The sequence below is a fragment of the Rhizobium sp. GW821-FHT14E12 genome, from assembly GCF_058803745.1.
The window spans coordinates 229,966-249,684 of record NZ_JBXAPH010000006.1 but is presented as its reverse complement, the minus strand read 5'-3'; the positions used below and the strand labels follow the sequence as shown (position 1 = coordinate 249,684).

20 protein-coding genes and 1 tRNA gene are annotated in these 19,719 nt (G+C 61.8%); 9 read left to right on the top strand and 12 right to left on the bottom strand.

Annotated elements, in window-relative coordinates; translation table 11 throughout:
* Positions 1-30: 30 nt before the first annotated feature.
* Both AC1RO0_RS22230 and AC1RO0_RS22225 read left to right on the top strand, forming a co-directional pair.
* A complete protein-coding gene (locus AC1RO0_RS22230) occupies positions 31-729 on the top strand; it encodes an orotate phosphoribosyltransferase (RefSeq protein ID WP_498594933.1) in 699 nt (232 codons plus the stop codon).
* Between the two features lie 75 nt (positions 730-804).
* On the top strand, positions 805-1,731 hold the full coding sequence (locus AC1RO0_RS22225) for a carbohydrate kinase family protein (RefSeq protein ID WP_498594932.1): 927 nt from the start codon (positions 805-807) through the stop codon (positions 1,729-1,731).
* Between the two features lie 143 nt (positions 1,732-1,874).
* On the opposite strand, the gene pgi is transcribed toward AC1RO0_RS22225, so the two are convergent.
* Entirely contained in the window at positions 1,875-3,500 is a 1,626-nt protein-coding gene (gene pgi, locus AC1RO0_RS22220) for a glucose-6-phosphate isomerase (RefSeq protein WP_498594931.1), read from the bottom strand.
* 174 nt (positions 3,501-3,674) lie between these two features.
* Positions 3,675-5,372 carry a long-chain fatty acid--CoA ligase gene (locus AC1RO0_RS22215; protein ID WP_498594930.1) on the bottom strand — a complete coding sequence of 566 codons (1,698 nt, stop codon included), beginning with the start codon at positions 5,370-5,372 and terminating at the stop codon, positions 3,675-3,677.
* Between the two features lie 352 nt (positions 5,373-5,724).
* Between AC1RO0_RS22215 and AC1RO0_RS22210 the strand changes: the two genes are divergently transcribed.
* Positions 5,725-6,120 carry a PRC-barrel domain-containing protein gene (locus tag AC1RO0_RS22210; protein ID WP_498594929.1) on the top strand — a complete coding sequence of 132 codons (396 nt, stop codon included), beginning with the start codon at positions 5,725-5,727 and terminating at the stop codon, positions 6,118-6,120.
* A gap of 59 nt (positions 6,121-6,179) precedes the next feature.
* Here AC1RO0_RS22210 and AC1RO0_RS22205 read toward each other — a convergent pair whose 3' ends face one another.
* A complete protein-coding gene (locus AC1RO0_RS22205) occupies positions 6,180-6,575 on the bottom strand; it encodes a VOC family protein (RefSeq protein ID WP_498594928.1) in 396 nt (131 codons plus the stop codon).
* Positions 6,576-6,780: 205 nt separating this feature from the next.
* Between AC1RO0_RS22205 and AC1RO0_RS22200 the strand changes: the two genes are divergently transcribed.
* Entirely contained in the window at positions 6,781-7,164 is a 384-nt protein-coding gene (locus AC1RO0_RS22200) for a YciI family protein (protein ID WP_498594927.1), read from the top strand.
* Between the two features lie 52 nt (positions 7,165-7,216).
* On the opposite strand, the gene AC1RO0_RS22195 is transcribed toward AC1RO0_RS22200, so the two are convergent.
* The 4 genes from AC1RO0_RS22195 to osmF form a co-directional block, all read right to left on the bottom strand.
* Positions 7,217-7,966, bottom strand: a complete 750-nt coding sequence (locus AC1RO0_RS22195; RefSeq protein ID WP_498594926.1) for an ABC transporter permease — start codon at positions 7,964-7,966, stop codon at positions 7,217-7,219.
* Positions 7,963-8,910 carry an ABC transporter ATP-binding protein gene (locus AC1RO0_RS22190; protein ID WP_498594925.1) on the bottom strand — a complete coding sequence of 316 codons (948 nt, stop codon included), beginning with the start codon at positions 8,908-8,910 and terminating at the stop codon, positions 7,963-7,965. Before AC1RO0_RS22190 ends, AC1RO0_RS22195 begins: the two co-directional genes overlap by 4 nt.
* The gene (locus AC1RO0_RS22185; protein WP_498594924.1) at positions 8,907-10,073 is read right to left on the bottom strand and encodes an ABC transporter permease; all 1,167 of its coding nucleotides are present in this window, start codon (positions 10,071-10,073) and stop codon (positions 8,907-8,909) included. Before AC1RO0_RS22185 ends, AC1RO0_RS22190 begins: the two co-directional genes overlap by 4 nt.
* Positions 10,074-10,158: 85 nt before the next feature.
* Positions 10,159-11,067 carry a glycine betaine ABC transporter substrate-binding protein OsmF gene (osmF, locus tag AC1RO0_RS22180; protein WP_498594923.1) on the bottom strand — a complete coding sequence of 303 codons (909 nt, stop codon included), beginning with the start codon at positions 11,065-11,067 and terminating at the stop codon, positions 10,159-10,161.
* Positions 11,068-11,504: 437 nt separating this feature from the next.
* On the opposite strand from osmF, the gene AC1RO0_RS22175 reads away from it, so the two are divergent.
* Positions 11,505-12,722 (top strand): LysR family transcriptional regulator, encoded by a 1,218-nt coding sequence (locus AC1RO0_RS22175; protein WP_498594922.1) that lies wholly within the window; start codon positions 11,505-11,507, stop codon positions 12,720-12,722.
* Here the strand turns inward: AC1RO0_RS22175 and AC1RO0_RS22170 are convergent.
* Positions 12,715-13,014, bottom strand: a complete 300-nt coding sequence (locus tag AC1RO0_RS22170) for a hypothetical protein (RefSeq protein WP_498594921.1) — start codon at positions 13,012-13,014, stop codon at positions 12,715-12,717. The two genes, AC1RO0_RS22175 and AC1RO0_RS22170, sit on opposite strands and share 8 nt — an antisense overlap.
* 151 nt (positions 13,015-13,165) lie before the next feature.
* On the opposite strand from AC1RO0_RS22170, the gene AC1RO0_RS22165 reads away from it, so the two are divergent.
* Positions 13,166-13,438 carry a hypothetical protein gene (locus AC1RO0_RS22165; RefSeq protein WP_153366936.1) on the top strand — a complete coding sequence of 91 codons (273 nt, stop codon included), beginning with the start codon at positions 13,166-13,168 and terminating at the stop codon, positions 13,436-13,438.
* A gap of 95 nt (positions 13,439-13,533) precedes the next feature.
* On the opposite strand, the gene AC1RO0_RS22160 is transcribed toward AC1RO0_RS22165, so the two are convergent.
* Complete coding sequence (locus tag AC1RO0_RS22160; protein WP_034520190.1) at positions 13,534-13,833, bottom strand: putative quinol monooxygenase; 300 nt, start codon at positions 13,831-13,833, stop codon at positions 13,534-13,536.
* Positions 13,834-14,079: 246 nt separating this feature from the next.
* On the opposite strand from AC1RO0_RS22160, the gene AC1RO0_RS22155 reads away from it, so the two are divergent.
* Complete coding sequence (locus tag AC1RO0_RS22155) at positions 14,080-14,424, top strand: YdcA family protein (RefSeq protein ID WP_498594920.1); 345 nt, start codon at positions 14,080-14,082, stop codon at positions 14,422-14,424.
* An 84-nt stretch (positions 14,425-14,508) separates the two neighbouring features.
* Here the strand turns inward: AC1RO0_RS22155 and AC1RO0_RS22150 are convergent.
* Both AC1RO0_RS22150 and AC1RO0_RS22145 read right to left on the bottom strand, forming a co-directional pair.
* Positions 14,509-14,584, bottom strand: a tRNA-Thr gene (locus AC1RO0_RS22150).
* Between the two features lie 137 nt (positions 14,585-14,721).
* Positions 14,722-15,681 carry an NAD(P)H-dependent flavin oxidoreductase gene (locus tag AC1RO0_RS22145; protein ID WP_498594919.1) on the bottom strand — a complete coding sequence of 320 codons (960 nt, stop codon included), beginning with the start codon at positions 15,679-15,681 and terminating at the stop codon, positions 14,722-14,724.
* A 302-nt stretch (positions 15,682-15,983) separates the two neighbouring features.
* Here AC1RO0_RS22145 and AC1RO0_RS22140 point away from each other — a divergent pair, with 302 nt between their 5' ends.
* Entirely contained in the window at positions 15,984-17,216 is a 1,233-nt protein-coding gene (locus AC1RO0_RS22140; RefSeq protein ID WP_498594918.1) for a hypothetical protein, read from the top strand.
* A 13-nt stretch (positions 17,217-17,229) separates the two neighbouring features.
* On the opposite strand, the gene ppk2 is transcribed toward AC1RO0_RS22140, so the two are convergent.
* On the bottom strand, positions 17,230-18,111 hold the full coding sequence (gene ppk2, locus AC1RO0_RS22135) for a polyphosphate kinase 2 (RefSeq protein WP_498594917.1): 882 nt from the start codon (positions 18,109-18,111) through the stop codon (positions 17,230-17,232).
* 244 nt (positions 18,112-18,355) lie between these two features.
* Here ppk2 and phoR point away from each other — a divergent pair, with 244 nt between their 5' ends.
* Positions 18,356-19,612: a phosphate regulon sensor histidine kinase PhoR gene (gene phoR / locus AC1RO0_RS22130; RefSeq protein WP_498594916.1), complete on the top strand. Its 1,257-nt coding sequence runs from the start codon at positions 18,356-18,358 to the stop codon at positions 19,610-19,612.
* Positions 19,613-19,719 lie beyond the last annotated feature (107 nt).

Sequence of the window (19,719 nt, the reverse complement as noted above, 5' to 3'; positions counted from 1 at the left end):
AGGGACGTCCCAGGAGCCAAGGAGACCCGCATGACCCAGTTGACATTTTCCGACCGCGCCGTGATGGCCGAACTGGTGGCGAAGATGCTTTGGGAGATCAAGGCGGTGCACTTCAGCGCCGAGAAGCCCTATAAGCTTGCCTCCGGCATGGCGAGCCCGGTCTATATCGATTGCCGCAAGCTCATTTCCTATCCGCGCGTCCGCTCGACGGTGATGGATTTCGCCGCCAGCCTCATTATGCGTGACGCCGGCTTCGAGCAGTTCGATTGCGTTGCCGGTGGCGAAACCGCGGGCATCCCCTTTGCCGCATTCCTCGCCGAACGCCTGAACCTGCCGATGATCTATGTCCGCAAGCAGCCGAAGGGCCATGGTCGTAATTCCCAGATCGAAGGTCATATGCCGGATGGCGCCCGCGTGCTGGTCATCGAGGACCTGACGACGGCCGGCGGCAGCATGTTCACCTTCATCGACGCGATCCGCGCCGCCGGCGGTATTGTCGAGCACGGCATGGCGCTGTTTTACTACGGCATCTTCCCCGAGGCCGAGGCGCGGTTTGAGAATGGCAAGGTCCGCCTGCACCATATCGCCACCTGGCGCAATGTGCTCGCCGTCGCCAAGGAACAGAAGCTGTTCGACGACAAGACGCTCGAGGAGGTCGAGGCTTTCCTCAATGCGCCGCTCGCCTGGTCTGGGCGCAACGGCGGCGTGGCGGAGCTGGCAACAAAGTGACGCTTTGCTTTTGCCGAGAATTTATCTAATCGATTTATGGACTAGACCGAGAGACGTGCTCTCCAGGAGGCCGGAATGATATTGTGCTGTGGCGAAGCTTTGATCGACATGTTGCCGCGCGAGACGACGCTGGGTGAAAAGGCCTTTGCGCCCTATGCCGGCGGCGCGATCTTCAACACCGCGATTGCGCTTGGCCGCCTCGGCGTGCCCACGGGTTTCTTCACCGGCATTGCCGACGACATGATGGGCGAAATCCTGCGCGAGACGCTTTCTGCCGCCAAGGTGGACTACAGCTATTGTGCCATCGCTCCCCGTCCGAGCACCATTGCTTTCGTCAAGCTGGTCAATGGCCAGGCGACCTATGCCTTCTACGACGAAGGATCCGCCGGCCGGATGATCACCGAGGCCGACCTGCCGACGCTCGGCGATGATTGCGAGGCCCTGCATTTCGGCGCCATCAGCCTGATCCCCGATCCGTGCGGCGCGACCTATGAGGCGCTGATGAAGCGCGAATATCAAAGCCGGGTGATCTCGCTCGACCCGAACATCCGTCCGGGCTTCATCAAGGACAAGCAGGCGCATATGGGCCGCATCGGCCGCATGGCCGCCATGTCCGATATCCTGAAGTTTTCCGATGAAGACCTGGAATGGTTCGGCATTGCCGGAAACCATGACGAACTTGCTGCTCACTGGCTGAACCAGGGCGCCAAGCTGGTGGTCGTCACCAAGGGTGCCGAGGGCGCTACGGGCTACACCAAGTCGCTGAAGGTCTCGGTCCCGAGCGAACGCGTCACCGTGGTCGACACGGTCGGCGCTGGCGACACCTTCGATGCCGGTATTCTGGCGTCGCTGAAGATGAATGGTCTGCTGACCAAGGCGCAGGTGGCTAGCCTCGACGAAAAGGCTCTGCGGGATGCGCTGGCGCTCGGCGCCAAGGCTGCGGCGGTGACGGTGTCGCGCGCGGGGGCCAATCCGCCTTGGGCGAGTGAGATCGGGCTATAATTTAACCCTCCCCTTGAGGGGGAGGGTCGGCACGCAGTGCCGGGGTGGGGTGATCTTTTAGGCGTTTCAGCTTGGAGAGTCATTGTCACCCCCACCCGCCGCTTCGCGGCGACCTCCCCCTCAAGGGGGAGGTGAATAGGCGCCTACTTCTCCAGCTTCGCTAGCGCAGCCACCAGCCCCTGCGTCGAGGAATCGTGGCCGGCGGCGCTTTCCTTGCCTTCGACGACCGGCAGCAGGCCGGTTGCCAGTTCCTTGCCGAGTTCAACGCCCCACTGGTCGAAGGAGTTGATGCGGAAGAGTACGCCTTCGACGAAGACGCGGTGTTCATAGAGCGCGATCAGGCGGCCGAGGGCGAATGGCGTCAGCTTGTCGTAGACGAAGGTGATCGACGGGCGGTTGCCGGTGAAGACGCGGTGCGGCGCGATGAAATCGGCCTTTTTGTCGTCCATGCCCTTGGAGGTGAGCTGGGCCTTGGCCTCCTCGAAGGTGCGGCCTTTCATCAGGGCTTCTGACTGTGCCAGGCAATTGGCGATCAGCAGCTCGTGCTGGTGACGCAGGTCCGGTTCGAAACCGTTGGCGGCGATCATGAATTCGGCCGGGATAATGCTCGTGCCCTGGTGGATGAGCTGGTAGAAGGCGTGCTGGCCGTTGGTGCCGGGCTCGCCCCAGACGACCGGGCCGGAATTGCCCTCGACCGGCGTGCCGTCGATGGTAACGCCCTTGCCGTTCGATTCCATGTCGAGCTGCTGCAGATAGGCCGGGAAGCGCGACAGGCGCTGGTCGTAGGGCAGGATAGCGCGCGTCGTGTAGCCGAGCACGTTGCGATGATAGAAGCCGATGAGGCCGAGCAGCATCGGCAGGTTTTCCTTGAACGGCGCCTTGCGGAAATGGTTGTCCATCGCATGCGCGCCGTCGAGGAACTTGCCGAAGTTTTCCGGACCGACGGCAATCATCAGCGGCAGGCCGATGGCCGACCAGATCGAGTAGCGGCCGCCGACCCAATCCCAGAAGCCGAAGACGCGCGCGCTGTCGATGCCGAAGGCGGCGACCTTGTCGAGCGCCGTCGAAACCGCGGCGAAATGATGCTGAACGGCCGCTTCGCCGAGCGCCTTGGCGATGAAGTTACGCGCCGTCTGGGCGTTGGTCATCGTCTCGATGGTGGTGAAGGTCTTGGACGCGATGATGAACAGCGTCGTTTCCGGCGAGACCAGCTTGAGGATGTCGGCGATATGGGCGCCGTCGATGTTGGAGACGAAGTGCGAGCGCGGGCCGTCATGGAAGGGAGCGAGTGCCAGCGTCGCCATGACCGGGCCGAGATCGGAGCCGCCGATGCCGATGTTGATGACATCGGTAATCGCCTTGCCGGTGGCGCCCTTCAAAGTGCCGGAGCGAATACCGTCGGCGAACTTGCCCATGGCGGCGAGCACGCCGTTGACATCAGGCATGACGTCCTTGCCGTCGACGAGCACGGGCGTATTGGAGCGGTTACGCAGGGCCGTGTGCAGAACGGCGCGATCTTCGGTGAAGTTGATGGCAACGCCGGAGAACATCTCCTCGCGCTTGGCGGCAACGCCGCCCTCGGTTGCGAGCTTTTCGAGAAGCGTCAGGATCTCATCGTTCACCGCAGTCTTCGAATAGTCCATCAACAGGTCATCGAACGAAGCGCTGAAGCGGGAGAAGCGTTTGGTGTCGGCGGCGAAGGCGGCGCGGACGTCGGTGGCCTTGGTGGCCGTTGCGGTGCTCTTCAGTTGGTCGACGAGGGCGTTCATGGGGGCTCCTTGCGGTTCGCGCCGCTTGCCGTCTGAGGAGGGCAGGGCACTCTGGTGTTTGGTCGCGGAAACTATTCTTTATCTAGGGCGTAAATCAAGTTCACCTATCCGGCAAAACGAAAAAAGCCGCTCGCGGATGAAGGCGAGCGGCTTTCCGAATGACATGGAATTATGTCAGCCACGCAATTCCTTGCGCAGGATCTTGCCGACATTCGATTTCGGTAGTTCGGTGCGGAATTCGATGAAGCGTGGCCGCTTATAGTTGGTGAGGTTGGCGATGCAATGCGCCTTGACGTCGGCCTCGGTCAGCGCTGGATCCTTCTTGACGACGAAGAGCTTGACGGCCTCGCCGGAATGCTCGTCCGGCACGCCGACCGCCGCAGCTTCCAGAATGCCCGGATGCATGGCGGCGACTTCCTCGATCTCGTTCGGATAGACGTTGAAGCCCGAGACCAGAATCATATCCTTCTTGCGGTCGACGATCTTGGTATAGCCGCGTTCGTTCATGAAGCCCATGTCGCCGCTGCGGAAGAAGCCGTCCGGCGTCATCACCCTGGCGGTTTCCGCAGGCTGCTTCCAATAACCGGCCATGACCTGTGGTCCACGGATGCAGATTTCGCCGACCTCGCCGAGCGGCAGGGAATTGCCGTTCTCGTCGCGAATGTCGAAATCGGTGCCGCTCAGCGGCAGGCCGATCGTGCCGGTGAAGTCCGAGCTGTCGAAGCGGTTGGCACTGGCGACCGGCGATGTCTCGGAAAGACCATAGCCTTCGGTGATCCAGGCGCCCGTCATCTTCTGCCAGCGCTCGGCCACGGGGCGCTGCACCGCCATGCCGCCCGCAAGCGTCCCGGTCTGCGACAGGTCGAGCTTGGGGAATTCCGGATTGTTCATCAGCGCGTTGAACAGCGTGTTGAGGCCGGGGAACATGTCAAACTTGTATTTGCCGAGCTCCTTGATGAAGGCGGGAATGTCGCGCGGATTGGCGATCAGCACATTATGCGCGCCGATCGATACGCCCATCAGCGAGTTCACCGTCAGCGCGAAGATATGGTAGAGCGGCAGCGCGCAGACGAAGTTCAGCTGCTCGGGCCGCTTCTTGGCGATGTAGGCGGTCGCCAGCCAGAGCTGCAATTGCAGCTGGTTGGCAAGCAGGTTGGCGTGGGTCAGGATCGCGCCCTTGGCCACGCCGGTCGTGCCGCCGGTATATTGCAGGAAGGCGATATCGCTATGGGTAAGTTCAGCCGGCTTCAGCGACAGTCGCCCACCTTCGGCCAGCACGGCGGCAAAGCTGTGATGGCCGGGGATGGACCATGAAGGCACCAGCTTCTTCACCTTGCGCACGATGAGATTGACGATATGGCCCTTCAGTCCCAGCATGTCGCCGAGTGCGGTGACGACGACGTGACGCACATCCGTATGCGTCAGCACCTGCTCAACCGTGTGCGCGAAATTTTCCAGCACGAAGATCGCCTTGGCGCCGCAATCGCGCAACTGGTGTTCGAGTTCGCGTGGTGTGTAGAGCGGATTGACGTTGACGACCACGAAGCCGGCGCGGAGGATGCCGTAGACGGCGATCGGGTTCTGCAGCACGTTCGGCATCATGACGGCGACGCGATCGCCCTTTTGCAGGCCGAGGCTCTGCAGCCAGGCGCCGATCTTGCGCGTTTGAATGTCGAGGTTGCGATAGGTGATCGACTTGCCCATGCTGGTGAAAGCGGGGCGGTCGGCATAGCGCGCGCAGCTTTCCTCCAGAAGTTCGGCCAGCGATGCATGCTCCAGTGGCGGCAAATCGGCCGGCACCATGTCGGGATAGGAGGTGAGCCAAATCTTATTGACCACCGGTCCATCCGAAGGAGCGGAAACTGAATTCATGCGTACTTCCTCCCTGACGCATCCAACGCCCCACCGTCGGCGAACGGCGGCTTTCTAGCGTGTCACTGTCCGGCTGAAAAGTCTCCCGCTTTTCGCACCGTCACAGCCTTTCCTCTCACCCCACGGCTGAGAGCTATGGCGAAAGTTATACTAACTTTGACGTAAACGTCAACAATCGCACGATGTTAATCCTTTTTTCACAATTTTTAAAAAAGGACTGGAACTTTTGCGGGAAGAGCGCGTTAATGGGCCGTGGGCGAAAACCCATCGGAGCATCGTGCCGCATGTAGGAAAACGGCGGCGGATCGGACGCTCCAACGTATGTGAAGCGTATCCAAAGGGAGGTGCGCGCATGCATAAAGAGAGTGCCGATACCATGAGCCGTGACCTCTATGTCGAGGATATGTCGATGCTGGTCGCCTGCGACCGGGTCGAGGGGTCCAAGGTGTTCGGTTCGGATGGCAAGCAGATCGGTCATATCGAGCGCCTGATGTTGGAAAAAAGCGATGGACGTATCGCTTTCATCATCCTGAGCTTCGGCGGTTTCTTCGGCATCGGTCAAGAACACTACCGGCTGCCGTGGGAAAAGCTGCGCTTCGATGCTCGCATTGATGGCTACCGCATCAACATGACCAAGAGCGACGTTGAAAAAGCCTGCCGTTTCCTGGGCAAGGACGATATCCTCGCCCATAAGGACCACGGACATAAGAGCCACGACTATTTCGGCGTGCCGCCCTACTGGATGTAGGCATCGAGATAGTTAACCCGGACAGGCCCTGCTTGCGCGGGTTTTTGGTGTGTCTGGCCCTATTGAAACCGCCCGTGCCTTTGCACCACTTCGATCTTGTAACCATCGGGATCGGTGACGAAGAAAAACAGGCCGAAGAGTTTTCCATCGCGATTGAGTTCGGTGATCTTGCCGGGGTTCAGCCCAAGCGAGGAAAACCAGGCATGTTCGCCCCTGAGCTCGTCGACGGAAATGGCGAGATGGCCGTAGCCCTCACCAAGCGCATAGGGTTCGACGCGGCCTTGATTGACGGTCAGCTCCAGCTCGAAGCCGGTCTCGGCATTGCTGAGATAGATCAGCGTGAATGTCGGGAAGGCGATCCGGTCGGCGACCTCGAGCCCGAAGGCCTTGCCGTAGAAATCGACCGAGCGCGCCTCGTCGAGAACACGGATCATCGAATGGATCATCTTGGCCATCGGAACCTCCATGGATCATCTGAACATCGCAGCAAAGCCAATGCCATCCGTTGTCGGCCAAGGCAAGCGGTGAGCCCATCATATATCGTCATTCGAAACGTAACTTCAGGGCTTCTGAATTGCGATCCATCTGCGTAGACTTCCGGGTATCTTGGCAACCGGCCCGACCGGCGGGCGCCGACGGAGGTTCCTGGGGAGGAAATCCATGTACTACGCAATCCTGGCCTATCATGAAGAAGACGTTGTCCAATCCTGGAGCAAGGAGGAGGATGCGGCACTCATGACCGAGCTGCTCGAGATCAATGACCGTCTGGTGGCGGAAAAATCGCTCGGACCGGCGGCGCGTCTCGGCCCGACCCATGGTGCCGTTACCCTGCGGGGCAAGGGGGCGGGGCTGGTCATCGACGGCCCGTTCGCGGAAACCAAGGAACAGTTGCTCGGATTCTATGTCGTTGATTTTCCAACGCTCGATGCCGCGGTCGCGGCGGCGCGCGACTTGCGCCGCGTCAATCCGACCGCCGTCTATGAAATCAGGCCGATCTCGCTTTATTTGCCCGGAGCGCCGCTGAGTTCGGGAGAGGGCGGTTAACAAGGCTCTGCGTATCGTCAGCCGCCGCGCGAAGCGTCAATTGCCGTTGATTTCACTGCGCCTGCACACCGATCTTCCGCGTCACCGCATGCTCGATCAGTTCCATGCCGTCATAAATCAGCACCGCCATCAGCCCGACGATCAGGCCGCCTTGTAGGATGAAAGCGGTGTTGTCGTTGATCAGGCCGGCGATGATGACTTCGCCCAGCCCCTTGGCGGCGACGGTCGAGCCGATGGTTGCCGTGCCGATATTGATGACGGTGGCGATCTTCAGTCCCTCGATGATCAGCGGCAGGGCGAGCGGCAGCTCGACGCGGAACAGCCGCTGCCAGCCATTCATGCCCATGCCATCGGCGGCGTCGAGCACGGTGGCGGGTACCTGCTGCAGGCCGGCGACGGTGTTTTCGAAGATCGGCAGCAAGGCGTAGAGGAAGAGCGCGATCAGCGTCGGCACCGCGCCGAAGCCGGTGGTGGAGATGGCGAGCGCCAGCACGGCGACGGGGGGAAAGGTTTGGCCGGCATTGGCGATTGCTCGCGACAGCGGCAGGAAGTCGGCGCCGCTCTTGCGGGTGACGAAGATTCCGCCGAGTACGGCGAGGATGCCGCTGGCCGCAATCGAGATCAGGATCAGCTCCATATGGCTGAGGGCAAGGGCCGGCAGGCTGTTCTGCGTATAGATCGGCGAGGCGCCGAACTTGGTGAGCGGCGCCAGGATCGGGATCAGCCATTCCGGCCGGAATAGCAGCACCAGCAGCAGCGTCAGCGCCAGCAGCCGGAAGAGATTGGCGGCAAGGAACCTCATGCTTTACGGCCCAGCTCGATCAGATGCTGCATCGAGATCGAGCCGACCGGCACCTTGCTGTCGTCCTCGACCGCTGCCTCGTCGGCGCCCTGCCAGATCATCTCGGCCAGCGCGTCGCGCAGGTTGAGCGTCTGCGGCAGGCTGTAGCCGAGGCCTGGCCGTGGCGGCTGCATGCTCTCCTTCAGCGGCAGCAGCGACATCAGCTTCAGCGCCCGGTCGGAGGTACCGGTCAGTTGCTGGACGAAGGGATCGGCCGGCTCCGTCAGGATCTTTTCCGGCTCAGAACATTGGAGCAGCTTGCCGCCGCTCATGACGGCGATCTTGTCGCCGAGATGGAAGGCTTCGTCCATGTCATGGGTAACGAGGATGACGGTCGTGCCGAATTGTTTCTGGATCGCCAGCAGATCGTCCTGCGCCTTGCCGCGGATGACCGGATCGAGCGCGCCAAAAGGCTCGTCCATCAGCAGCAGTTCCGGTTCGGCCGCAAGCGCGCGGGCAACGCCGACGCGTTGTTGCTGGCCGCCGGAGAGCTGGCTTGGATATTTGGCCGCGAAGATGCCGGGGTCGAGATGGAAGAGATTGAGCAGTTCCTCGACGCGGCGATCGATCCGCGCCCTGTCCCAACCGAGTAGCTCGGGGACGGTGGCGATATTCTGCGCCACCGTGCGGTGCGGAAACAGGCCATGCCCCTGGATGGCATAGCCGATGCGGCGGCGAAGCTCGGTCGCCGGCACGTTCATCACATCCTGGCCGCCGACGGAGATATGGCCGTCCGAGATCGGCACCAGCCGGTTGATCATCCGCATCAGCGTCGACTTGCCGGAGCCGGAGGTGCCGACGATGACGGTGATCGTGCCCTTCTCCATGCTCATGCTGACATTGTCGACCACGGTGGCATTGCCGTAGCGCTTGGTAACACCCTTAAGCTCGATCATGGCGGTCATGCGCGTTGTCCCCGGATGCTGTCGATGACCGCATCGAGGATGACGGCCGATGAGAAGGCGAGAAAGACCGTCGGCACGGCGCCGAGCAGCACGAGGTCATTGGCCGTCTGGCCGATGCCCTGGAAGATGAAGATGCCGAAGCCGCCACCGCCGATCAGCGCCGCGACCGTGACGAGGCCGATCGCCTGCACCAGCACGATGCGGATGCCGGTGAGGATGACGGGAAAGGCGAGCGGTAGGTCGATACGGGTGAGAATCTGGCGACGTGTCAGCCCCATGCCGGCGGCGGCGTCGCGCACCGAGGGATCGACGCCGGCAAGGCCGACGACGGTATTGGCGACGATCGGCAGCAGCGAATAGATCACCAGCGCCACCAGCGCCGGCGCGGTGCCGATGCCCTTGACGCCGATGGCGGCGGCAAAAGGGACATTGGCGGCGATATAGCCGAGCGGCAGCATCAGAATGCCGAACAGCGCCAGGCTGGGAATGGTCTGCACCAGGCTCAAGGCCCGCAGCACGACGGTGCGAAGCCTCGGCTGCCAATAGCAGAAGATGCCGAGCGGCAGGGCAAGCAGGATGGCGATCGCGACGGAGCCGAGCGCCAGGAAGACATGGCCCAGCCCCTCGTTCCAGAACTTGTCAGCATTATTGGCGTATTCCTTCATGATCGACAGATTGTCGAGCAGTCCGGATTTGAAGATGATGCCGAGGAGCGCCGCATAGAGGGCAAGCGAGCCGACACGGAGCCATGGCGACAGCCGCAGCTTCACCAGCGCATCCGAGATCACCAGGCCGATGACGGCGAGCAGCACCCAGAAGGCGCCGCCCGGCGTGATGCGCGCCACGGTGCTGCCGGTGGGCGTCGCCGCCGTCGAGACGAGGCCGAGCGTGACGATGAGGAAGGCGATGGTCAGCGTGGCGATGCCGAGGCGGGCAAGTTGGTTGCGCAGGAAAAGCGCGGCAAGAGCGGTGGCGACAAGAAGGGCCAGAAGCGCCAATGCGCTCGGCTGGGCGAGGAGCTGTATCAGCAATTGCGGCTTGCCGGCGGCAATACGGTTTGCCTTGACGATGATGAACGGCATCAAGGTCGCCGCCAGCGCGCCACCGGCCACCAGCACCACTCCGAGACGGTCCACCCTGCGGGCCGCGAGCGCATCTTCCATCAGGCAAGCTCCGTCGCAAGTCACAAAAAAGAACTGCGGCTCCACTCTATCAAAGCGGAGCCGCCTGGGTAGTCTCCGTAAGCTCTTACTTCAGGAAGCCATTGTCCTTGAGGTAGGATTCGGCAACGGCCTTGGCAGGCTCGCCATCGACCTGGATACGGCCGTTGAGCTTGCGCAGCACGTCGGCGGTGAGGCCCTTGAAGATCGGGGCAAGAACCTCTTCGATCTTCGGGTTGGCCTTCAGCACGGCTTCGCGGACGATCGGCGTCGGGGCGTAGACCGGTTGCACGCTCTTGTCGTCTTCGAGAACCGTCAGCTCAGCCGCTTCGATTGCGCCGTCGGTGCCGTAGACCATGGCGGTGTTGACACCGTTGGTCTGGTCGGCCGCCGCCTTGATCGTTGCCGCCGTATCGCCGCCGGAGAGCACGACTTCCTGGTCGGGCTTGATCTGGAAGCTATAGGTGGTCTGGAAGGCCGGGAGTGCGGCCGGCGAGTTGACGAATTCGGAGGAGGCCGCAAGCTTGACAGGGCCGCCGCCGGCAACCCACTTGCCGAAATCGGACATGGTCTTGAGCTTGGCCGGGCCGGCAACGTCGTTGCGAACGGCAATGGCCCAAGTGTTGTTAGCCGGCGACGGCGTCAGCCAGACGATCTTGTTGGCGTCATAGTCGAGCTTCCTTGCCAGATCATAGCCCTGCTGCAGGTTCTTCCATGCCGCATCGTCGGCCTTGTTGAAGAAGAAGCCGGCATTGCCGGTATATTCGGCATAGATATCGATCTCGCCGGCGGTGATCGCCTTGCGCACGACCGGCGTGGTGCCGAGCGCGATGCGGTCCTGCGCCTTGATGCCATTGGCATTGAGCGCCGCCAGGATGATGTTGCCGAGCAGCGTGCCTTCCGTGTCGATCTTCGATGAGACCACGACGTCGGCGGCGCTGGCGCCGCCGGCAAGGAATGCCGCGAGCGTGGTGGCGAGTGCGAGCTTCTTGAGCATGATGTTTCCCTTTGTACCCCGTTGAACCATTATTGCGCGCATCCGCTCGGTCTCAGGGCCGGTCTCGGACACGCAATCTGTAGCTGCGGGCCGAAGAACCCGCAGGCGAAGTCCTATCTGCGTTCGGGAAATAGCGCTCGCCATCGAAAAATCGATGCCACGCCAGTCCTCCACCTGCAGTCGCCGCGCGATTATGACGAGGGTGCCCGGCATAAGCGCGAAAATTGATTTCTTTTTTCGGGGGTAAGCGCGTTTGTTTTTGTTCCCCTTACCCGTTTGACGCTGTTCCGATCTCCTTTTGATTGTGGGACCGGTTGGACGACTCGCCAACGATAGCCGCTGCCCCGCAGCTTTGGGATATCTTTTTTCAAGAACACATCATATCGTCGCGCTGTCTTGGCCGGGCGCATGGAGGCCGGTCTGAAAGGAGCGCGGGCTTGTATCTCGGGGCATTGTTCATTGCCGACACGGTTTTCTCGATCGGCTCGGTCCGGGAGACGGCCCGCAGATTATCCCTTTCGGCCTCGACCGTATCGGGGGCGCTCAGGCGGCTGGAGACGGATCTGGCGATGAAGCTTGTCGAGCGTGCCTCCGGAGAGCTTGCCACCTTGCTCGCCAGCGCGAAGGTGAAGAAGGGCTTGCAGCCGATCCTCACCGGCATGCGGGCGCTCTCGGCCCTGACGAAGGAGCCGCCGGCGCCGGAGGACTACGCCCAATGGGCCGCCCGCCTGCCGCTGAAGATCGCCACCATCGAGCGTTTCCTCGAGGTCGCCGATCAGGGCAGCATCAATCGCGCCGCCCGCCGCCTGCGCCTCGGTCAGCCGCAGCTTTCGCTGCAGATCGCCAATCTGGAAGATCTGTTCGGCTGCCGCCTGTTCGAGCGGCAGGCGCAGGGCTCCATGTTGACGGAGGCGGGCCGCGAGGTCCATGCCATTCTCGCCGGCATTGCCGAGGCATGGGACGAGATGAAGGCAACCTCGGACGAGCGGTTCCAGCGGGTGGCGCGGGCCGTTCGCATCGGCTCGATCATTCCGACCGGCTCGGAAAGCTGGGTCGCCCGCTCGCTTGCCAGCCTCGTGGCGCGCTGGAACATCAGCGGCAATCGCAACATGCTGTCCCTGATGCTGATGACCGCCGACGACCTGCGCGAGGCGCTGAGATCCGGCCGCATCGATGTCGCCATCGTTGATTCCGTCTTCGGCCTCGACGCCTTCGATCACATGGAACTGCTGGCGACCGATATGGTGGCGATCGCGCCGCCCCACAGCACGGAGCAGACGGTGGCGGCGCTGGTGGACAATCATCCGCTTTGCGTGCCGAGCCCACGCACCGGCATCGGCAATGCGGCCATGGCGTTTGGCTTTGACAGCGGCGATCGCCGCCGGTTTCGCGGCCGCGACATCACCTCGGCCGACTCGCTGCCCGTCATCGTCGATCTCGTCGCCAACCACGGCTACGTGTCCTTCCTCGGCCGCGTCAGCGCCATGCCGATCGCCGACAAGATCCGCATCGTCGATCCGGATGAGGTGCTGCCGCTGTCCTATTATCTCGCCCACAACGGCCGAAAGGCCTCGGTCGATGCCTGCCGGCTGATCCGGCAGGCGGTGCGGGAACTGGTGGGTGAAGCGGAAGCCGGTGAAGGCGTCTCTATTTAAAGGCGATTTGGAACCAACAGGATGCAATCGCGTTATCCGATGCTGCGTTCGTTAGGACGTACGCATGCGTGATCTCACCCCAGCCGGAGGTTCGTTCCGGCACCCAAGGAGACGGAAAATGAAAATCCTGGCAGCAGCTCTCGTCGCGCTGGGCATTGTCGCTTTGCCCGCAACCTACGCCGAAGCCCGAGATTATCACCATCACCATCGGCATCATGTAACGGAAATGCATCATGGCCATCACCATGGTCCTGCCTGGCATCATCACCGGCCGATGCATCACCACAGGCATCACGTCTCCCATAGCTGAGTGACGCTGCCATCCGGAACCATACCTTCCTCTTAAGCGTTATTTCTCTGTCCGCCTTCATGCGGATAATGATGCGATCCTTGGGCCGGCGCGGTGTCGCCGGCCTGGCGGCTCGCGTTTGAGGAGACGTGTCATGAGGATTATCGCAACGGCGCTGCTGGCGCTGGGTATCCTCGCTCTGCCGGTGACCAATGCCGACGCGCATCGCCGTCATTATCATCACTGGCATCGTCACTACGGTCCCAGCGTGATGGTCGCGCCCGGCTTCTTCGGCCTCTATGTCGGCCCGAGCTACGGTCATCGCTATTATTACCGCGACCGCTACTGGCGCGGCGACGACTGGGAATACCGTCGTTGGCACCGCCACTATTGGCGCGATCGCTATTACGACCCGTGGGATGATTGAGCAGGCGTATCGCCGGCGCAGCGAGCGGGAAGGGTGATATGAAAAACGGCGCCGGAGGGCGCCGTTGCGGTGCGATTGTTCGCTGAGGTCGACGGTCAGGCCGGGTTCAGCACATGCACTGCGCGCGCAGCCATCAGGTCCTTCACCTTCTCGCCATAGGCGGCCATATGCGCCGCAGCCGCATGCGCCTTCAGCGCCGCCAGGCTTTCCCATTTTTCAACGACGACGAAGGTGTCCGGCCCAAAAGCCGGATCGGCACCCTCGACATCCACCACAGCGGTATACTCGATGCAGCCGTCTTCGGCATGCACGGCCGGAACATTCGCCTGAAAGGCTTCAAGCACTTCAGCACGCTTGCCGGGCTTGGCGGTGAGGATGGCGAGGACGTGGATCATGGTGATATCCTTGGATGAATTGGATGATGCTGGTGTGAGAGTGCCAGATGGGCCGACTCCGCGACCGGTTTTGAGGAATATCATAAAATAGCAGAAGCCGAGCGCTTGGCTTCATTTTTGCGGAGCGGGATTCTGGATTCCGGCGAGAGGTTACCGCGAACCATCTGCTATGATTCAATCGATTACCTCACGATATTGCCTATCCAGACCAAAGGGCGCACTCTCTCCCGATAGTTGGGGGACATAATGCGATTTTGGGCTATCGTCTTTGCGGCGTGGCTTTTGTTCGCGCCAAATCATTCTTGGTCGCAGAATACACCATGCAGTGGTAGCAAAGGCGGTATCGATCATTGCCAAGGCGATACCTTCATCTGCAATGATGGATCTGTCAGCGCCAGTAAGAGGTCGTGTCAGGCATATACCGGCCGTCTCAATGGTGCCGCAGGTCTTCTGGACTCAAATGCTGTGGAAATGGCTCCCGCTCAGTCGGGCGAATGTTCATGCAGGGGCGGCAAATATTGTGTTGGCCCGCGCGGCGGCCATTTCTGTATCACCGACAGCGGCAAGAAGAGTTACCTGCGTCGCGATTAATAGCTCCGCGCGGCTACAAAGAGCGCCCCTAAACGTACCGGGAACAGCAGAGCAGGTCATTCAGTGCTAAGTGCTTGAAACAAATGGTGCCGCTTGCAGGACTCGAACCTGCGACCCCATCATTACGAATGATGTGCTCTACCACCTGAGCTAAAGCGGCATTCAGGGGGCGTTCTGTAGGACCCCGCGATTTGCATGGCGCTGATACAGTCAATGCGACCAGATTTCAAGCGTTCAAATTGCCAATTGGCAAAAAAGCGGCCGGCCTGTGAAAAGCCGGCCGTATTTGTGACGGTCTCAGAGCGCCAGCCGGGCGCGTGCCTGGCGGTATTCGGCCTCCAGCCGGTCGACGAGGGCTGCCACCGGCTCGACGGCCTTGACGGCGCCGATGCCCTGGCCGGAGCCCCAGATATCCTTCCAGGCCTTGGCGCTGGTCGTTGCCGTTTCGAAATCCATTTTCGAGGGATCGGCCTCGGGCAGGTTGTCCGGATCCATGCCGGCGGCGAGGATCGAGGGCTTGAGGTAATTGCCGTGTATGCCGGTGAAGAAGTTGGAATAGACGATGTCGGCGGCGGCACCGTCGACGATCGCCTGCTTGTAGGCATCCGCCGCGCGTGCCTCCTCGGTGGCGATGAAGGGCGAGCCGATATAGGCCATGTCCGCGCCCATCGCCTGGGCCGCGAGGATCGCGCCGCCATTGGCGATGGCGCCGGCAAGCAGCAGCGGCCCGCCGAACCATTCGCGGATTTCCTGGACGAGCGCGAAGGGCGAGAGCTGGCCAGCATGGCCGCCGGCGCCGGCGGCCACCGCGATCAGCCCGTCCGCGCCCTTGCGGATCGCCGAATTGGCATGGCGGTTGTTGATGATGTCATGCAGCACGATGCCGCCATAGGAATGCACGGCCGCATTGACCTCCGGCACGGCGCCGAGCGAGGAGATGACGATCGGCACCTTGTATTTCACGCAGAGCATCAGATCGTGCTCCAGCCGCCTGTTCGACGTATGGACGATCTGGTTGACCGCGAAAGGCGCGGATGGCCGCTCCGGATGGGCGGCGTCATGGGCGGCGAGATCCTCGGTAATCATCGCCAGCCATTCATCGAGCTGGCTTTCCGGCCGGGCGTTCAGCGCCGGAAACGCACCAACGACACCGGCCTTGCACTGCGCCAGCGTCAGCGCCGGATGCGAGATGATGAAGAGTGGTGAAGCCACGACCGGCAGCCGCAGGCGCTCGGTCAGGATTGCAGGAAGAGCCATGAACATCATCCATCTTTGACGTTTACGAAAACGTCAAACAGATAACAGATGTCTGTTTGGAGGGAAAGATGGGGCGAGGCAGTGGTCAATAGCGATTGCTTGCTTGGGCGACTGAAGCTTCTGCCACCCCATTTGTGTCGTCTTTGCCATTTATCCCCGCCGGAGTGTCCGTGGGTGATTTGCAGAGACTTGCGCATTGCCAAGCGGGGCGTTACCGATTCTGGTTAGCCAATGGTAAAGAGAATGGTCGTCTTGGCAGTAGAGTATGCGGGCGTATCGCGAGTGAGAGTAAAGGACCTGAAGTGAGCGGACTAGAAGCGGCTATCAGAAACGCCTTGGAGCGATCCGATCGCGCCAATCCGGAAATTCGGGCGCGTGTCTATCAGTCAGCGCGACAGGCGCTGGAAGCCGGGCTTCGCAAGCAGGATATTACCGACATCAACATCATCTCGGCCCAGCGCCAGCGCCTGGAAGAGACGATCCGGGCGATAGAGGGCGAGGAGCGCGCCCATCCGCCGCAGACGCCGGCAACGGTCGAACCGGAAGCACCCCACATCCCCTCAGTGACGTCGCCGCAGCAAGCCCAGCAGCCGCCGATGCGGCAAGAGCCTGCGATGAGCGTGCGTGGCGATACGCGCGACCACCATCCGGTTGCCGCGCCGCCACCCGTTGCCTCTGAACCTCGCGCGCCGGAAGGCGATTTTGGCGATATGGGCGCCGGCCCGGCCGATCATCTCGGCGCCGACAGCGATGCGCGGCAGGCCGCCCTCGCGCCGGCACCGACGCGGTCGATGAATTTCAAGCCGGAGCGCGCCGCCGTTCGCCGCAAGCCGCGCAAGTTCTTCTCGCGCCTGCTGGTCTTCTGCATCCTGCTCGCCTGCCTTGGCGTCGGCGCCTGGTGGGTCAAGACTTCGGGCGTCTTCATGACGGCGGCGCAGCGCGATACTAGCGTCCGCAATCCGCCGGCGCATGTCGATTCCCAGGACTTCGACGGCAGCAGCAATGACGAGGACGCATCCAGCGATGACGACAACAGCGGCCCCGTCAATCCGGGCCTGGCGGTGATCGATCCGCAGAACAGCTTCTCCGAGGAGTGGATCGAGATCCTGAAGCCGACCGACGCGGCGAAAGTCGTCCGCGGCGCGCAGGCCAAGGCCGAGAACGTCTCGGAAAATGAAGGTCCGGCGGTGCGGCTGACTTCTGCCAGCAGCGGCTCGGATGGCGATGTCTCAGTCGAGGTGCCAGCCAACGTGTTGCAGCAATTGGCCGGCAAGTCGTCGACCGTCGCGTTGACGCTGCAATCGACCTCTGACACGCCGACGCAGATCACCGTGGAATGCGACTTCGGCTCCCTCGGCAATTGCGGACGTCATCGCTTCAATGTCACCCGGCAGAAGACCGATGCGCTGTTCCAGGTTCGCTACGACCGGTCGCTGGCGCCCACGGCATCAGGCCATCTGATCATCAACAGCGATCTCGACGGCAAGGCGCGCGGCGTCAACGTCTACGCGATCCGAGTCCTTCCGGGACAATAAGTGCCGCGGTCCTCTATTTGAGGACCTGCGCGCCGGAGCCGAGGATCTTGCCGTCGATCTCGCCGATCGCCTTTGCGTCCTTGCCGTCATAGTCGAGCGTCAGCAGGATATGACGGATGAGGTTGAGGCGGGCGCGGCGCTTGTCGTTGGCGCGGATCACCGTCCAGGGTGCGTAATCCGTATGCGTGTCCTTTAGCATGCGGTCGCGCTTTTCGCTGTAGTCCTTCCATTTCGTCAGGGCCGCGATATCCATGGAGGAAAGCTTCCAGACCGCGCGCGGGTCGTGCCGCCGGTCGTGAAAGCGCTTGAGCTGCATTTCCCGGCTGATGTCGAGATAGAATTTGAAGAACAGGATGCCGTCCTGGACGATCAGCCTCTCCATCCGCGGCGCCTGCTTCAGGAATTGCTCGTATTGCTTCGGCGTGCAGAAGCCCATGACCGGCTCGACGCCGGCGCGGTTGTACCAGGAGCGGTCGAAGAGGACGAACTCGCCCGCGGTCGGGAACTGGGCGACATAGCGCTGGAAATACCATTGACCCGCCTCGCGGTCGGTCGGCTTGGTCAGCGCCACGACGCGCGCAAGGCGAGGGTTCATATGCGCCGAGGTCGCCGCGATCGAGCCGCCCTTGCCGGCGGCGTCGCGCCCTTCGAAGACCGCCATCACCCGCTTGCCGGTCGCCTGTAGCCAGAATTGCACCTTGATGAGCTCTATCTGCAACTTTTCCAGCTCTTCCAGATACTCTTCATCCTTCAGCTTCTTCTTGTAGGGATAGCCGCCGGAGGCGAGCGCCTCCTCATCGATCCAGTCCGGCAGGACAGGGTCGTCGACATCGAAGATGCGTGTCTTGCCGTGGACGTCCAATTCCACCGCGCGGCTTTCCACTTCCTCTGCCATGCGCTCCGCTCCTCCGCAATTGGCGACGCCCAGGCCGTATTTGCCGGCGCGGGAAAAACCTCATGGGCAAGGTGGGGCATTTATCCAGCCTTTTCAAGCCTTTTGCCAACACCCTCCTTCGCCGGCTACATTTATTATCGTAAGCTGGTGGCTTCTGTGGATAGAGCCGTAAACTTCTGTCATGAATCCCCGCTAAGACGCAGAGTCTTGATTTCCATGATGGCAGGCAAAGGGACGGGTGCACTTGCAAGACGAATGGTCATTCCTCGGGAGGCTGGCGGCGCGGCTGCGGCAGGAAGCCGCTATCCTGATTTTGGCGACGCTGATCGCCGGTCTGGCGCTCATCGAGGGCATCAACACCGCCGTCGTCTTCTGGATCTGGATGATTGCCATGATCGTGGCGCTGACCCGCGCGCCGCTGATCGAGACGGTTGAGCCGCAATCGCCCGCCGAACCAGTGCCGACCGATCCGGAGACCCTGCTGCGCACGGTCTCCGCCGGTCTTTCCGCGCTCGACATGCCGGTGCTGATCGTCGATCGCGAGGCCTCCGTCGTGGCCCAGAACCCCGCCGCCGAAAAGGCGTTCGGCGCCTTTCCGCTCAACGCCCATATCTCCGCCAAGCTGCGCTCCCCCGGCGTGCTCGACATGGTGCGCGAGACGATCGCCACCAATGCGCCGAACCAGATCGAACATTCCGAGCGGCTGCCGTCCGAACGTGTCTATATCGTCCGCATCGCGCCAATCGACCTGCCGGAGGCCGAGATCGAGCCGGGCACGTTCTTCGTGCTGTCCTTCCGCGATATTTCGGAGCTCCGTCATATCGACCGCATGCGCTCCGACTTCGTCGCCAATGCCAGCCACGAGCTGCGCACGCCGCTCGCCTCGCTGCGCGGTTTCATCGAAACCATCCAGGGGCCGGCCAAGGCGGATCTGAAGGCGCAGCAGCGCTTCCTCGGCATCATGTTCGACCAGACGACGCGCATGAGCCGTTTGGTCGACGATCTTCTGTCGCTATCGCGGCTGGAACTGAAATCGCATCTCGCGCCGGACCAGAAGGTCGATCTCGTGCCCTTGCTCGGCCATGTCCGCGATGCGCTTCTGCCGCTCGCCGGCGATCTCGACGTCACCATCAACCTGCATCTGCCGCCGGGCAAGGTGGAGGTGCTGGGCGATCGCGACGAGCTGGTGCAGGTCTTCGAAAACCTGATCGAGAACGCCTGCAAATACGGCCAGGAAGGCAAGGTGGTCGAGGTCTCGCTCTTGAACGAACCGGGCCAGGCCGTCGAGGTCATCGTCTCCGACAGCGGGCCGGGCATTCCGGCTGAACATGTGCCGCGCCTGACCGAGCGCTTCTATCGCGTCAATGTCGAGGACAGCCGCTCGAAAAAAGGCACCGGTCTCGGGCTTGCCATCGTCAAGCACATTCTGACCCGTCACCGCGCGCGGCTGATCGTCAAGTCCGAAGTCGGAAAAGGAACGGACTTTACCGTCCGCTTCTGAAAGCCTCTGTGAACCGACAATTTTGACCGCGGTATAATCCATAAATTTCAAGGGATTGTACTGTCATAATTGTTTCACTCGCCTGACATAAAAGGGCGGTGCTTTGA